Here is a 14,319-nt window from a genome sequence, read left to right as displayed (position 1 = left end):
CATGGAAACCCTCAACTTCCTGATGCAGGGCTTCGGCGTCGCACTGACCCCGACCAACCTGCTGATCGCCCTGATCGGCACCCTGATCGGCACCGTGGTCGGCCTGCTGCCCGGCCTCGGTCCGATCAACGGCGTGGCGATCCTGATTCCGGTGGCCTTCGCCTTCGGCCTGCCGCCGGAGTCGGCGCTGATCCTGCTGGCCGCGGTCTATCTCGGCTGCGAATACGGCGGGCGGATCTCCTCGATCCTGCTCAACATCCCCGGCGAGGCGGCGACCCTGATGACCTGCCTGGACGGCTACCCGATGGCCCGCCAGGGCCGGGCCGGGGTCGCCCTGTCGCTGTCGGCCTGGAGCTCCTTCCTCGGCGCCTTCATCGCCACCTGCGGCATGGTGCTGTTCGCGCCGATGCTGGCCAAGTGGGCGATCGCCTTCGGCCCGGCCGAGTACTTCGCGCTGATGGTGCTGGCCATCGTGGCGCTGGCCGGGATGGCCGGCGACAAGCCGATGAAGACCCTGGTCGCCGCGCTGCTCGGCCTGTTCCTCTCCTGCGTGGGGATCGACGCCAACAGCGGCGTTTACCGCTTCACCTTCGACAGCATCCACGTCGCCGACGGCATCCAGTTCGTGGTCCTGGTGCTCGGCCTGTTCTCGGTCAGCGAGATCCTCCTGCTGCTGGAGAAGACCCACCACGGCCAGCAGGCGGTCCAGGCCACCGGGCGCATGCTGTTCAATTTCAACGAGGCGCGCCGGGTGTTGATGATCAACCTGCGCTGCGGCATCGGCGGTTTCATCGTCGGCGTGCTGCCCGGCGCCGGCGCCACCCTGGCCAGCGCCCTGGCCTACTCGACGGAAAAACGCATGGCCGGCGCCGACGGGCAGTTCGGCAAGGGCGACATCCGCGGTCTGGCCGCCCCGGAAACCGCCATCGGCGCCTCCTGCTGCGGCGCCATGGTGCCGATGCTGACCCTCGGCGTACCCGGCTCGGGCACCACGGCGGTGATGATCGGCGCGCTGACGCTGTACAACATCACCCCCGGCCCGCTGCTGTTCCAGAACGAGCCGGAGCTGGTCTGGGGCCTGATCGCCTCGCTGTTCATCGCCAACTTCATGTTGCTGGTGCTCAACGTGCCGATGATCAAGCTCTTCACCCGCATCCTCGCCGTGCCGAACTGGGCGCTGGCGCCGGCGATCGCCATCATCACCGCCATCGGCGTCTATGCCGTGCACGCCACCACCTTCGATCTGCTGCTGATGGTCGCGGTGGGCATTCTCGGCTACGCCATGCGCAAGCTCGACTTCCCGCTATCGCCGCTGCTGCTCGGCTTCATCCTCGGCGGCCACATGGAGCAGGACCTGCGCCGCGCCCTGTCGATCTCCAACGGCGAGCTGGACATCCTCTGGTCGAGCGGCATCGCCCAGGGCACCTGGGCGATGGTCGCGCTGATGCTGGCCCTGCCGCTGCTGCGCCTCTGGCGCCGCCGCGCCGCCCGTCGCCAGGCCGCGCCGGCCGCCCTGGCGGAATAAGCGCCCGCGGGTCGCTCCGGACAGGGAGTCCGGGGCGCTCCGCCCACCGCCTGAAAGCCTGGCGAAAGCCTGTCGCACTAGGCTCGGATGCCAAGATGATCGCCGTCCGCACCCCGCGGCCGGCGACGACAACAACGAGGGAATTCCCCCGCATGCCCTGCTCTCCCCCTCTCCGCTCCACGTCCGCCGCCCTGCATCACCGCCCTTGTCCCTGTATCCTGTGCCTGCCGGCGCCCGGCCATGCCCCGGCCCGACCGAGCGCCTGCGCATGACCCACAGCGGAGGAGACACCCATGGGCCCATCGATCCGTCGTGTCCTGCTGGCGGCTGCCGTGCTGCTGCTGTGCAGCGCCCGGGCCGCCGAACCCGTCTCCCCGGAATGCATCGCCCCCGCCGCACCGGGCGGCGGTTTCGACCTGGTCTGCAAGCTGGCGCGCCAGGCGCTGCAGGAGGCCGGGCTGACCGACCGGCCGCTGCAGCTCTCTTACATGCCGGGCGGCGTCGGCGCGGTGGCCTACAACACCATCGCCGCCCAGCGACCGGCCGAGCCGGGCACCCTGGTCGCCTTCTCCAGCGGCTCGCTGCTGAACATCGCCCTGGGCAAGTTCGGCCGCTTCGACGAAACCGCGGTGCGCTGGCTGGCGGTGATCGGCACCAGCTACGGCGCCCTGGCGGTGCGCGCCGACTCGCCCTACCGGACGCTCGACGACCTGCTCGCGGCGCTGCGCAAAGACCCGGACTCGGTGGTGATCGGCACCTCCGGCACCATCGGCAGCCAGGACTGGATGCAGCTCGCCCTGCTCGCCCGGCTGGCCGGCATCGACCCGCGCGAGCTGCACTACGTCGCCCTGGAGGGCGGCGGGGAAATCTCCACGGCGCTGGTCGGCGGCCACGTGCAGGTGGGCAGCACGGACATCTCCGACTCCATGCCGCACCTCAACAGCGGCGCCATCCGCCTGCTCGCGGTGTTCGCCGAACAGCGCCTGGACGAGCCGGCGATGGCCGCCATCCCGACCGCCCGCGAGCAGGGCTACGACGTGGTCTGGCCGGTGCTGCGCGGCTTCTACATGGGGCCGAAGGTGAGCGATGCCGACTACGCCTGGTGGAAGAACGCCTTCGACCACCTGCTCGCCTCCGAGGACTTCGCCGCCCTGCGCGACCGCTACGAGCTGTTCCCCTATGCCATGACCGGCGCCGAACTGGACGCCCATGTCCGGCAGAAGGTTGCCCTCTACCGGGAAATGGCCCGGGACTTCGACCTGATCCGCTGAGCCGGCGGCAGCCGCCCGCCGGCCCCGCCCGATTCGCGCCGGGCGGGCAGTCGACGCCCGCTCGGCATTCCCACCCCGCGCAGCGCAGCCGGCCCGGGCGCCGCGCGCCGTCGCCCCCGCACGAGGCCTTGCCGTGACCTTTCGACTCCCGCCGTTCCTCGCGGACCTCGCGGCCCGCTGCCGCCCCTGGATTCTCACCCCGCTGGCCGGCGCCCTCGGCGGCTGGCTCGCCCAACTGGCCGGCTGGCCGCTGCCGTGGATGATCGGCGCGCTGCTCGGCGTCGCCACGCTGCGCTGCCTCGGCAGCCCGAGCGTCGCCGTGCCCCACGGCGTCAAGGCCGGCCAGTGGATCCTCGGCATCGGCATCGGCCTGCACTTCAACCAGGCGGTGCTGGAGCAGATCCTCGCCCACCTCGGCCTGGTGCTGCTCGGCACCCTGCTGACCCTGCTCACCAGCGTCCTCGGCATCCTGCTGCACCGGCGCTACGGCGAGAGCTTCGCCACCGCCTACTTCGCCAGCATGCCCGGTGGTGCCAACGAGATGGTCAACCTGGGCAGCCGGCACGGCGCAGCCCTGCAGCAGGTGGCCGCCGCCCAGAGCCTGCGGATGAGCCTGGTGCTGCTCGGCATTCCCGCCACCTATGTCTGGCTGTTCGCTGGCGGGCAGACGATCACCGTCGCCCACCCCGGCCCCGACGCCGCCTGGCTGGCCCTGCTGTTCGCCCTCGGCGGGCTGGCCGCGCTGGCCTTCCAGCGCTGGCGCTTCCCCAACGCCTGGCAACTGGGCGCCCTGCTGGTCAGCATCCTGTACAGCGTCGCCTTCGACCTGCACCTCGGCCTGCCGGCCGGCGCCGGCGAGCTCGGCCAGTGGCTGGTGGGCAGCACCCTGGGCTGTTATTTCGACCGCTCGTTCTTCCGCCGCGCCCCGGCGTTCCTGCTGCGCACCCTGCTGGCGACCTTCGCGGCGGTCCTGATCGCCCTGCCCATCGCTCTGACCATGAGCTGGGCCTCGGGCCTGGACGCCCGCGCCCTGCTGCTCGGCATGGTCCCCGGCGGCATCGCCGAGATGAGCCTCACCGCCGAGGCGCTGAACCTGCTGGTGCCGCTGGTCACCGCGATGCAGGTGCTGCGCCTGCTGCTGGTGCTGTTCCTGGCCGGGCCGGTGTTCCGCCTGTGCAGCGGAAAACTGGGGATCGGCAGGGCCGGGGAGCTGGCGATGCGGGAGTGAGGCGCGCGGCTCCGGCGTCTCAAGGCTTCGGTCCCACCACCGGATAGACGCCCGTCAGGCGCGCGATCAGGATGGCCACGTACATCACGCCGGTCACGGCCTCCAGCATGGTCGGGAAGCGGGACTGGATCAGCACGGGGCTGATGTCGCCGAACCCGGCGGTGGTGAGGACGGTGAAGCTGTAGAAGATCAGGTCTGCCAGGTTCATGGTGGTGGGCGTTCCGTAGAGAGCGAAGGCGCCCGGGTGGAAATACTGCAGCACGCCGAAGAGGTAGGCCCAGAAGATGGCGATCATGATGTAGGCCGCAACGGCGCCATAGAGCTTGTCGGCGGTCATGTTGTCCCGGCGCAGCACGTAATGCAGCAGATGGGCGATGGCGTAGGCGTAGAAGGCCGCACCGAAGCTCCAGGAGAGGGTCAGATAGCCCGGCAAACCCGATGCCAGAGCGAGCAGTTGAAAGGCCAGCGTCGGCAGACCGAGGGCGACGGCAACCAGGAAGGAAAGCCGGGAACGCCCCACCGCGGCGACGGCGGTCACCAGAATCAGCAGGTTGAGCAGACCGACCAGAGCACGGCCGAGGAGGCTGTCCACGACGAACGGCATCGTCACCAGCAGCGCGAGCAGGGCCAGGAACATGAAGAAGCAGCGCTGCTCGAGCAGCTTCTCCAGGCGCGGGCGAGGTGTCATGGCCGGCACGGCGAGCGTTCTCCCCGAATGGTCCATCGACGTGTCGGCGGAGCTGGGCGGACTGCCCGTCCTGCAAACCGGTTCTTCATGATCCGAGCTTTCCATAGCGGTGGCTGCCTCCCGGTGGCCCGATTCGCGACGCCAGAGAAGTTTTTCAGTCTAGATGGGCAGGCTGGAAAACCGCGCCGCGTTTTCCAGCGAGGACCTACGCACCGCGCCGCGCCCGGGCCACCCGCGAGCCGCTCTCCCGGCCGAGCACGGCGCAGATGCGCTCGCCGGCGGCGATCAGCGCCTGCAGATCGATGCCGGTGTGGATACCCAGACCGTCGAGCAGGTACAGAACATCCTCGCTGGCCACATTGCCGCTGGCCCCCTTCGCATAAGGGCAACCGCCCAGGCCCGCGACCGAGCTGTCGAACACCGCGATGCCTTCCAGCAGGCTCGCGTACACATTCGCCAGCGCCTGGCCGTAGGTGTCGTGGAAATGCCCGGCCAGCCGGTCGCGCGGGATGTCGCGGCCAACCACCTCGAACAGGGTGCGGGTCTTGCCGGCGGTGCCGGTGCCGATGGTGTCGCCCAAGGACACCTCGTAGCAGCCCATCGCGAACAGCTCGCCGGCCACGCTGGCGACCTGCTGCGGCGCCACCTCGCCCTCGTAGGGGCAGCCGAGCACGCAGGACACGTAGCCGCGCACGCGCACACCCCGCGCGCGGGCGGCGTCCAGCACCGGCACGAAGCGCGCCAGGCTCTCGGCGATCGAGCAGTTGATGTTCTTCTGCGAGAAGCTCTCGGAGGCGGCGGCGAACACCGCGACTTCCTTGACCCCGGCGGCCATCGCCGCCTCGAAGCCCTGCATGTTGGGAGTCAGCGCGGCGTAGGTGACGCCGGGCTTCTGCCGGATCTGCGCGAACACCTCGGTGCTGCCGGCCATCTGCGGCACCCACTTGGGCGAGACGAAGCTGCCGACCTCGACGTATTCCAGGCCGGCGGCGGTGAGGTCGTCGACCAGGCGCACCTTGTCGGCCACGCCGATCGGCTGTTTCTCGTTCTGCAGGCCGTCGCGCGGGCCGACTTCGACCAGGCGGACGTGCTGGGGCAGTGTCATGGCATAACCTCTGGGTAGGGTGGAAAACGACCACAGGCCTTTTCCACCGGAACAAGGGATGGTGGAAAACCGCTGTGCAGGTTTTCCACCCTACGTGACTGTGGAGCGGATTCATCTGCGACCGACCGGCCTCGCTGATCCGCCGCACCGCGGGCGCGGGTCGCGAATGAATTCGCCCCTACAGGTCCGGTGTCGCGGCATTACCCTGTCGGAGCCAGCTTGCTGGCGATCCAGGCAACAGCATGCGCCAGCATCGCGAGCAGTCTGGCAGGGTGGACAACGGCACAGCCTTGTCCACCGGCATGCGGGCCCGACGGTGGGCAATCGCTGCGCGAGTTGCCCACCCTACCAAGGCCGGCGAGCGCCCGCCCAGCCTCAGGCCTCCCCCAGCTCCACCAGCGCCGTGCCCTCGCTGACCAGCTCGCCCTCGCGGCAGTACAGGCCCTTGACCACCCCGGCCTGCGGCGCGCGGATGCTGTGCTCCATCTTCATCGCCTCCAGCACCACCAGCGGCGTGCCGGCCTCGACCTTCTGCCCGGCCTCGACCAGCACGCGGACGATGCTGCCGTTCATCGGCGCGCTGAGGCCGCCGTGGTGGGCGTGTCCGGCCTCGACCTCGGCGAGCGGGTCGACGCGGCTGACGGCGTGCAGTTCGCCGTCCCATTCCAGATAGAGGGTGTCGCCCTGGCGGATGGCGCGCAGGCGGCGGCGTACCGTAAAACCGCCATCGCGAATGAATTCGCTCCTACAGGACAGCCACTCGCCCTGCAGCTCGGCGCCATCAAGGGCGCATACCTGTCGCTGGATGCCCTGGCAGCTCAGGTGCAGGTCGATCTGCGCCGGCAGCCCGGCGCGCCAGCCGCTGCTGGCGCTCCACGGCGAGTGCGGATCGTCTTCGCGCCGGCGCGGCGCCTCGCTCTGCACGAAGGCGCTGGCGGCCAGTTGCCAGAAGGCTTCCGGCAGCTCCCGCGGCTCCGGCAGCAACGCCTCCTGATGGCGGGGGATGAAGCCGGTGTCCAGCTCGGCGCTCGCGAAGGCCGGATGGGCGAGCACGCGGCGCAGGAAGGCCAGGTTGGTCCGCAAGCCGCCGACGGCGGTCTCGGCGAGCATGGCCAGGAGGCGCTGGCGGGCCTCCTCGCGGTTCTCGCCCCAGGCGATCAGCTTGGCCAGCATCGGGTCGTAGAACGGCGAGACCGCATCGCCCTCGGCCACCCCGCTGTCGACCCGGCGGCCGGGACCGGCGCTCGGCTCGCGGTACAGCGCCAGGGTGCCGCTGGCGGGCAGGAAGTCGTGCTCCGGGTCCTCGGCGTAGAGGCGCACCTCGATGGCGTGGCCGTGCAGCGGCACCTGGTCCTGGGTGACCGGCAGCGGCTCGCCACGGGCCACGCGGATCTGCCAGGCGACCAGGTCGAGGCCAGTGATCGCCTCGGTGACCGGGTGCTCGACCTGGAGCCTTGTATTCATCTCCATGAAGAAGAACTCGCCGCGCGCATCGAGGAGGAATTCCACGGTGCCGGCGCCGACGTAGCCGATGGCCTGGGCCGCCTTCACCGCCGCCTCACCCATGGCGCGGCGCAGCACGGGCGAGAGGCCGGGCGCCGGGGCTTCCTCGACCACCTTCTGGTGGCGGCGCTGGATCGAGCAGTCGCGCTCAAAGAGGTACAGGCAGTTACCGTGCCGGTCGGCGAACACCTGGATCTCCACGTGGCGCGGCTTGAGCACGTATTTTTCCACCAGCATGCGCGCATCGCCAAAGGCCGCCCGGGCCTCGCGGCGGGCCGACTCCAGGGCCTCGGCCAGCTCGGCCTCGCGCTCGACCACCTTCATGCCCTTGCCGCCGCCGCCGGCGGTGGCCTTGAGCAGCACCGGGTAGCCGATGGTTTCGGCGGCGGCGCGGAAGGTTTCGTAGTCCTGCGCCTCACCGTGGTAGCCGGGCACCAGCGGCACGCCGGCCGCCTCCATCAGCGCCTTGGCCGCCGACTTGCTGCCCATCGCCTCGATGGCCGCAGCCGGCGGGCCGAGGAACAGCAGCCCGGCGGCCTCGCAGGCGCGGGCGAAGTCGGCGTTCTCGGACAAAAAGCCATAGCCCGGATGGACGGCCTGGGCGCCGCTCTCGCGGGCGGCGGCGACGATCCCGTCGATCCGCAGGTAGCTCTCCGCCGGCTTGGCGCCGCCCAGGTCCACCGCCAGGTCGGCCTCGCGCACATGCCGGGCGTGGCGGTCGATGGCGCTGTGCACGGCCACCGTGCGGATGCCCAGGGCCCTGGCGGTGCGCATCACCCGGCAGGCGATCTCGCCGCGGTTGGCCACCAGCAGGGTGTCGATGGGGCGGCTCATGAGCGGTCCTCCTGCCATGCGGGGCGGCGTTTCTCCAGGAAGGCGCGCAGGCCCTCCTGGCCTTCCGGACTGACCCGCAGGCGGGCGATGGCGCTTTCGGTGTAGCGGCGCAGGGCCGGATTGAGCACGCCGCTGCCGACCTCGCGCAGCAGGTCCTTGGTCGCCCTCATCGCCTGCGGGCCGTTCTGCAGCAGGGTGGCGATCCACTGTTCCAGTGCGCCGTCCAGCTCGGCGGCCGGGTAGCACTCGGCGAGCAGGCCCAGCTCGCGGGCGCGGGCGCCGTCGAAGCGCTCGGCGGTCAGGGCGTAGCGGCGCGCGGCGCGTTCGCCGAGGGCCTGCACCACGAAAGGACTGATCACCGCCGGGGCGAGGCCGATGCGCACCTCGGACAGGGCGAACTGCGCGTCACTGACGCCGATGGCCAGGTCGCAGCAGGCGACCAGCCCCAGCGCCCCGCCGAAGGCCGCGCCCTGCACCACGGCCAGGGTCGGCAGCCTGAGGTGGTAGAGGTTGTACATCAGCTCGGCCAGGGCCTGGGCGTCGGCCAGGTTGGCGGCGTAGTCGAGCTCGGCGGCCTCGCGCATCCAGGCCAGATCGGCACCGGCGGAAAAATGCCTGCCGCGCCCGCGCAGCACGAGAAAGCGCAGCTCGCGGCGATCCTTCAGCGCGTCGAGGGCGAGGATCAGCTCCTTGATCATGGCGGCGTCGAAGGCGTTGTGCTTCTCCGGGCGGTCGAGCCAGAGGGTGGCGAAGCCGCGCGGGTCGAAGTCGAGTTGTACGGTGGTGAAGTCGGTCATGGCTGTTTGCACTCACATGAGGCTGGCATCTTCGTTGTAGGAGCAGATTCATCTGCGACCGACCGGCCCGGCCCGGCCGGTCGTTGGATTGCCGCGCCATATGCGCGGGTCGCGAATGAATTCGCTCCTACATGCGGAACACGCCGAAGCGGGTCGGCTCGATCGGCGCATTGAGCGCGGCGGACAGCGCCAGGCCCAGTACCTCGCGGGTCTGCGCCGGGTCGATCACCCCGTCGTCCCACAGCCGGGCACTGGAATAGAAGGCATGCGCCTGGCGCTCGTAGCGCTCGACGATGGGCTGGCGGATCGCTTCCTCCTCCTCGGCGGAGAAGGACTGTCCGGCGCGCCCGGCCTGTTCGCGCTTGACCTGCGCCAGCACCCCGGCGGCCTGCTGGGCGCCCATCACGCCGATCCTGGCGTTCGGCCACATCCACAGGAAGCGCGGGTCGTAGGCGCGCCCGCACATGCCGTAGTTGCCGGCGCCGAAGCTGCCGCCGACGATCACCGTGAACTTCGGCACGCTGGCGCAGGCCACCGCGGTGACCAGCTTGGCGCCGTGCTTGGCAATTCCCCCTGCTTCATATTTTTGCCCGACCATGAAGCCGGTGATGTTCTGCAGGAACAGCAGCGGGATGCCGCGCTGGCAGGCCAGCTCGATGAAGTGCGCGCCCTTCTGCGCCGCCTCCGAGAACAGGATGCCGTTGTTGCCGAGGATGGCCAGCAGGTAGCCGTGCAGGTGGGCGAAGCCGCAGACCAGGGTGGGGCCGAACAGCGCCTTGAATTCGTCGAACTCGCTGTCGTCGACCAGGCGGGCGATCACCTCGCGCACGTCGAACGGCTGCCTGGCGTCGCTCGGGATCACCCCGTACAGCTCCTCGGCCGGGTAGCGCGGCGCCCGCGGCGCGCGGCTCTCCAGCCGGCCGAGCTTGCGCCAGTTGAGGTTGGCCACGCAGCGCCGGGCGATCGCCAGGGCGTGCTCGTCGCTCTCGGCGTAGTGGTCGGCTACCCCCGAGGTCCGGCAGTGCACGTCGGCGCCGCCCAGCTCCTCGGCGCTGACCACCTCGCCGGTGGCGGCCTTCACCAGCGGCGGGCCGGCGAGGAAGATGGTCGCCTGATTGCGCACCATGATGGTCTCGTCGGCCATCGCCGGCACGTAGGCGCCGCCGGCGGTGCAGGAGCCCATCACCACGGCGATCTGCGGGATGCCCAGCGCGCTCATGGTCGCCTGGTTGAAGAAGATCCGCCCGAAGTGCTCGCGGTCGGGGAACACCTCGTCCTGGCGCGGCAGGTTGGCGCCGCCGGAATCCACCAGGTAGAGGCAGGGCAGGCGGTTCTCGCGGGCGATGGCCTGGGCGCGCAGGTGCTTCTTCACCGTCAGCGGGTAGTAGGTGCCGCCCTTCACCGTGGCGTCGTTGGCGATGACCATGCACTCGACGCCCTCGATGCGGCCGATGCCGGCGATCACCCCGGCGGCCGGCACCTCCTCGTCGTAGACCTCGAAGGCGGCGAGCTGGCCGATCTCCAGAAACGGCGAGCCGGGGTCGAGCAGGCGGTCGATGCGCTGGCGCGGCAGCAGCTTGCCGCGCGATGCGTGGCGTTCCTGGGCCCTGGCGCCGCCGCCCTCGCGGATGCGCCCGAGCAGGGCGTGCAACTGGTCGACCTGTTCGCGCATGGCCGCGCCGTTGGCGGCGAACTCCGGCGAACGGGGGTTGAGCTGGGTGTGCAGGATGGCCATGTGGCTAGCTCCCTGATGCCGTTCCGAGCACTCCCACGCGCCTGCGCGGGAGCGCCGCCTGGGGACGCCGAGCGTCCGTCCGGGGCTGCCCACGCGGGAGCGTGGGCACCATCAAGCCGCTTACTTGGTCTCGTCGAACAGCTCGCGGCCGATCAGCATGCGGCGGATCTCGCTGGTGCCGGCGCCGATCTCGTAGAGCTTGGCGTCGCGCCACAGCCGGCCGGTCGGGTAGTCGTTGACGTAGCCGTTGCCGCCGAGGATCTGGATCGCCTCGCCGGCCAGCCAGGTGGCCTTCTCGGCGCAGTAGAGGATCACCCCGGCGCAGTCCTTGCGCACCTGGCGCACGTGCCCCGAACCCAGCGCGTCGAGCTGCCGGCCGACCGCGTAGAGGTAGGCGCGACAGGCCTGCAGCGTGGTGTACATGTCGGCGACCTTGGCCTGGATCAGCTGGAACTCGCCGATGCTCTGACCGAACTGCCGGCGGTCGTGGATGTAGGGCACCACCACGTCCATCGCCGCCTGCATCAGGCCCAGCGGGCCGCCGGCGAGCACGGCGCGCTCGTAGTCCAGGCCGCTCATCAGCACCTTGACCCCTTCATTGACCTGGCCGAGCACGTTCTCCGCGGGGATCTCCACGTCGCGGAACACCAGCTCGCCGGTGTGCGAGCCGCGCATGCCGAGCTTGTCGAGCTTCTGCGCCACCGAGAAGCCGGGGCTGTCCGTCTCCAGGACGAAGGCGGTGATGCCGCGCGTGCCGGCGGCCGGGTCGGTCTTGGCGTAGACCACCAGCACGTCGCAGTCCGGGCCGTTGGTGATCCACATCTTGGTGCCGTTGAGCACATAGCGGTCGCCCTTCTTCTCGGCGCGCAGCTGCATGGACACCACGTCGGAGCCGGCGTTGGGCTCGCTCATCGCCAGGGCGCCGATGTGCTCGCCGGAGATCAGCCGGGGTAGAAAGCGTTCCTTCTGCGCCGGCGTGCCGTTGCGGTGGATCTGGTTGACGCAGAGGTTGGAGTGCGCGCCGTAGGACAGGGCGATCGACCCCGAGGCGCGGGAGAGCTCCTCCATGGCGATCATGTGCGCCAGATAGCCCATGCCGGCGCCGCCGTACTCCTCGGCGACGGTCAGGCCGAGCAGGCCCAGCTCGCCGAACTTGCGCCACAGGTCCATGGGGAACTGGTCGGTGCGGTCGGCTTCGGCGGCGCGCGGGGCGATTTCCCGGGCGGCGAAGCCGGCCACCGAGTCGCGCAGCATGTCGATTTCCTCGCCGAGGAAGAAATTCAGTCCAGGCAGGGTGTTCATGGTCGGGTACTCCAGGCCTTGTTGTCGTTCCCTGTCTTGAGAATATGCCAGGACGGGCCGGTGAGCCGGCCGATGCGAGGCGGGCACCGGCTGATCGGCCTGTCCCGCCTCCCGGTCGGAACCGCGCCCCCGCGGTTCCGACCCGGCGCTGTCAGAACAGCGGCAGGCTGTAGCTGACGATCAGGCGGTTCTCGTCCACATCGCGGGTATCGTTGCCGCGCAGCGCGGCGTTGCGCCAGGTCAGGCCGAGGCCCTTGAAGGTGCCCTCCGGCACCACGTAGTCGATGCGGAAGTTGCGTTCCCACTCCCGGTTGTCGCTGCCGGCGTCGTCGATGTCGTCGCCGCTCCAGTAGACCAGGCTGGCCTTCAGGCCGGCGATGCCGAGCTTGCCGAAGTCGTAGGCGTAGCCGGCCACCCAGGTGTTCTCGCCGGCGCTGGCGAACTTGCCGATCTGCGCGTTGGTGATCAGGTACAGGGTGCGCCCGCTGCCCTTGAAGAGGTGCGGGAAGTCGCTGTTGCCGCTGATCTTCTGGTAGCCGGCCTTCACTTCGTGGCCGCCCAGGGTATAGGTGAACTGGGCGCTCCACAGGTGGTTGTCGACCTCGCCGCGGCTGGACGCGCCGGCGCTCCAGTAGCCGCTGCTGACGTAGCCCTCGGCGCGCCCGGAGGTGCTTTCGTTCTTGCCGTCGGAGTCGCTGGCGAAGAAGCGCAGGTCGGTCTTCAGCGAACCCACCGGCAGCGCCCAGGTGTGGATCAGGCCGAGGAAGTGCTGCTCGTAGAAGTCGTCCAGGCTGCCGTAGTAGTACTGCAGCAAGAGGTCCTTGCCGACCTTGTAGTCGGCGCCGCCGTAGTAGAACTCGTTGCTGAACTGGGCGTTGGGGCCGCTGTTGGCGCCGGAGATGGAGAGCGGGAAGCTGTCGCTGGAGTTGCGGTCGGTGGAGTGCTCGATCTTGCCGGCGATCAGGGTCAGGTCGTCGATCTCGCTGGAGGTGATCTGCCCGCCGTGGAACAGTTGCGGCAGCAGGCGGCCGTCGTTGTAGGTGACCACCGGCAGCCTGGGCATCAGGGTGCCGAGGCGCGCCTCGGTCTTAGAGATACGCAGCTTGCCGGTGACGGCGAGCCGGCCGAAGTCGGTCTTCGCCTTGCCGTTGCTCTCCAGCGGAAACACAGTGCCCGGGGTGCGCTCGATGCCCGGCTTGCCCTCGCGGCCTCCGCCGTCCAGGCGGATGGCGTGCATGGCCAGCACGTCCAGGCCGAAGCCGAGCGTCCCTTCGGTGAAGCCCGACTTGTAGTCGAAGAAGAAGCCCTGGCCCCATTCCTCCGAACGCGGCCGGTCCTCGTTGCGGGTGTCCTGATTGATGTAGAAGTTCTTGAAGTTCAGGGTGAGCTTGCCGTCCTCGACGAACTCGGCCTGGGCGACGGAAGGCATGGCCAGCGCCGCCCCCAGGGTGGACAGGGCGGCGCTGCGGGTGACGGGCGTCTTGTACATCGTCGTTCTACCTCCTGCCGGAAGGATGCACGGGGTTCCCACAGTGGTGGGGCCCGCCGGCAGGCGTCTCGGACGGGCGCTTGCGCCCGGCAGCGGGTTCCTCCAGTCTGGCAGCGGCCAGCCGCTACGCTGGGAAATCCGGCCAGCCGGCAGGCTGGCGCCGCGTCCCTGCGGCGCCAGCCCGGCGAGCGTCAGAACAGCGGCAGGCTGTAGCTGACGACCAGGCGGTTCTCGTCCAGGTCGCGGCCGTCGTTGCCGCGGGACGCGGCGTTGAGCCAGGACAGGCCGACGCCCTTGAGCAAACCGTTCTGCACCGTGTAGTCGACGCGGAAGTTGCGTTCCCACTCCTTGTTGTCGCTGCCGGCGGCGTCGATGTCGTCGCCGCTGAAGTAGATCAGCTTGGTCTTCAAGCCCGGCACGCCGATCGCGGCGAAGTCGTAGGTATGGCCGACCACCCAGGTGTTCTCGCCGGCGCTGGCGAACTTGCCGATCTGCCCGTTGGTGATCAGGTGCAGGGTGCGCCCGGTCCCCAGGTTGATGTGCGGGAAGTCGCTGTTGCCGGTGACCTTCTGGTAGCCGGCGCTCAGCGCGTGGCCGGCCAGGCTGTAGGTGAACATCGCGCTCCACAGGTTGTTGTCGACCTCGCCGCTGCTGCCGTTGGCGCCGCTGCTGCGGTAGCCCTCGGCACGCCCGGAGGAACTTTCGTTCTTGCCGTCGGAATCGCTGTAGAAGTAGCGCAGGTCGGACTTCAGCGCGCCGACCGGCAGTTTCCAGTCGTGCACCAGGCCGAAGAAGTGCTGTTTGTAGAAGTCGCGCAGGTTGCCGTAGTAGTACTGCAGCAG

The 14,319-nt window shown here is 69.8% G+C and carries 11 protein-coding genes; 3 read left to right on the top strand and 8 right to left on the bottom strand.

Features of this window, described 5'->3' with window-relative positions; translation table 11 throughout:
- The first annotated feature begins 1 nt into the window (after position 1).
- The 3 genes from EV691_RS19495 to EV691_RS19485 all read left to right on the top strand — a co-directional run bounded on the left by EV691_RS19495 (position 2) and on the right by EV691_RS19485 (position 4,024).
- The gene (locus tag EV691_RS19495; RefSeq protein WP_131299559.1) at positions 2-1,525 is read left to right on the top strand and encodes a tripartite tricarboxylate transporter permease; all 1,524 of its coding nucleotides are present in this window, start codon (positions 2-4) and stop codon (positions 1,523-1,525) included.
- Between the two features lie 293 nt (positions 1,526-1,818).
- Positions 1,819-2,796 (top strand): tripartite tricarboxylate transporter substrate binding protein, encoded by a 978-nt coding sequence (locus EV691_RS19490; RefSeq protein ID WP_131299557.1) that lies wholly within the window; start codon positions 1,819-1,821, stop codon positions 2,794-2,796.
- A gap of 190 nt (positions 2,797-2,986) precedes the next feature.
- The gene (locus EV691_RS19485; protein ID WP_242672588.1) at positions 2,987-4,024 is read left to right on the top strand and encodes an AbrB family transcriptional regulator; all 1,038 of its coding nucleotides are present in this window, start codon (positions 2,987-2,989) and stop codon (positions 4,022-4,024) included.
- Between the two features lie 19 nt (positions 4,025-4,043).
- Here EV691_RS19485 and EV691_RS19480 read toward each other — a convergent pair whose 3' ends face one another.
- From EV691_RS19480 to EV691_RS19445, 8 genes are all read right to left on the bottom strand, one after another.
- A complete protein-coding gene (locus EV691_RS19480) occupies positions 4,044-4,712 on the bottom strand; it encodes a potassium channel family protein (RefSeq protein WP_165496580.1) in 669 nt (222 codons plus the stop codon).
- Between the two features lie 205 nt (positions 4,713-4,917).
- Positions 4,918-5,817: a hydroxymethylglutaryl-CoA lyase gene (locus EV691_RS19475; protein WP_131299548.1), complete on the bottom strand. Its 900-nt coding sequence runs from the start codon at positions 5,815-5,817 to the stop codon at positions 4,918-4,920.
- 375 nt (positions 5,818-6,192) lie between these two features.
- Positions 6,193-8,154, bottom strand: a complete 1,962-nt coding sequence (locus EV691_RS19470) for an acetyl/propionyl/methylcrotonyl-CoA carboxylase subunit alpha (protein WP_131299545.1) — start codon at positions 8,152-8,154, stop codon at positions 6,193-6,195.
- Entirely contained in the window at positions 8,151-8,951 is an 801-nt protein-coding gene (locus tag EV691_RS19465; protein ID WP_131299542.1) for a gamma-carboxygeranoyl-CoA hydratase, read from the bottom strand. Before EV691_RS19465 ends, EV691_RS19470 begins: the two co-directional genes overlap by 4 nt.
- A 127-nt stretch (positions 8,952-9,078) precedes the next feature.
- Positions 9,079-10,686, bottom strand: coding sequence for a carboxyl transferase domain-containing protein (locus tag EV691_RS19460; protein WP_131299539.1), 1,608 nt, complete (start codon positions 10,684-10,686; stop codon positions 9,079-9,081).
- 120 nt (positions 10,687-10,806) lie between these two features.
- Complete coding sequence (locus EV691_RS19455) at positions 10,807-11,988, bottom strand: isovaleryl-CoA dehydrogenase (protein WP_131299536.1); 1,182 nt, start codon at positions 11,986-11,988, stop codon at positions 10,807-10,809.
- Positions 11,989-12,139: 151 nt separating this feature from the next.
- Positions 12,140-13,417 (bottom strand): OprD family porin, encoded by a 1,278-nt coding sequence (locus tag EV691_RS19450; RefSeq protein ID WP_377802248.1) that lies wholly within the window; start codon positions 13,415-13,417, stop codon positions 12,140-12,142.
- A 251-nt stretch (positions 13,418-13,668) separates the two neighbouring features.
- Positions 13,669-14,319 (bottom strand): OprD family outer membrane porin (locus tag EV691_RS19445; protein ID WP_131837561.1); only part of this gene is annotated, 651 nt, incomplete at its 5' end.

The organism is Azotobacter chroococcum, assembly GCF_004339665.1.
Classification (GTDB): domain Bacteria; phylum Pseudomonadota; class Gammaproteobacteria; order Pseudomonadales; family Pseudomonadaceae; genus Azotobacter; species Azotobacter chroococcum.
Note: the sequence above shows the minus strand (reverse complement) of the source record. Positions and strands in the feature narration are given on the sequence as shown.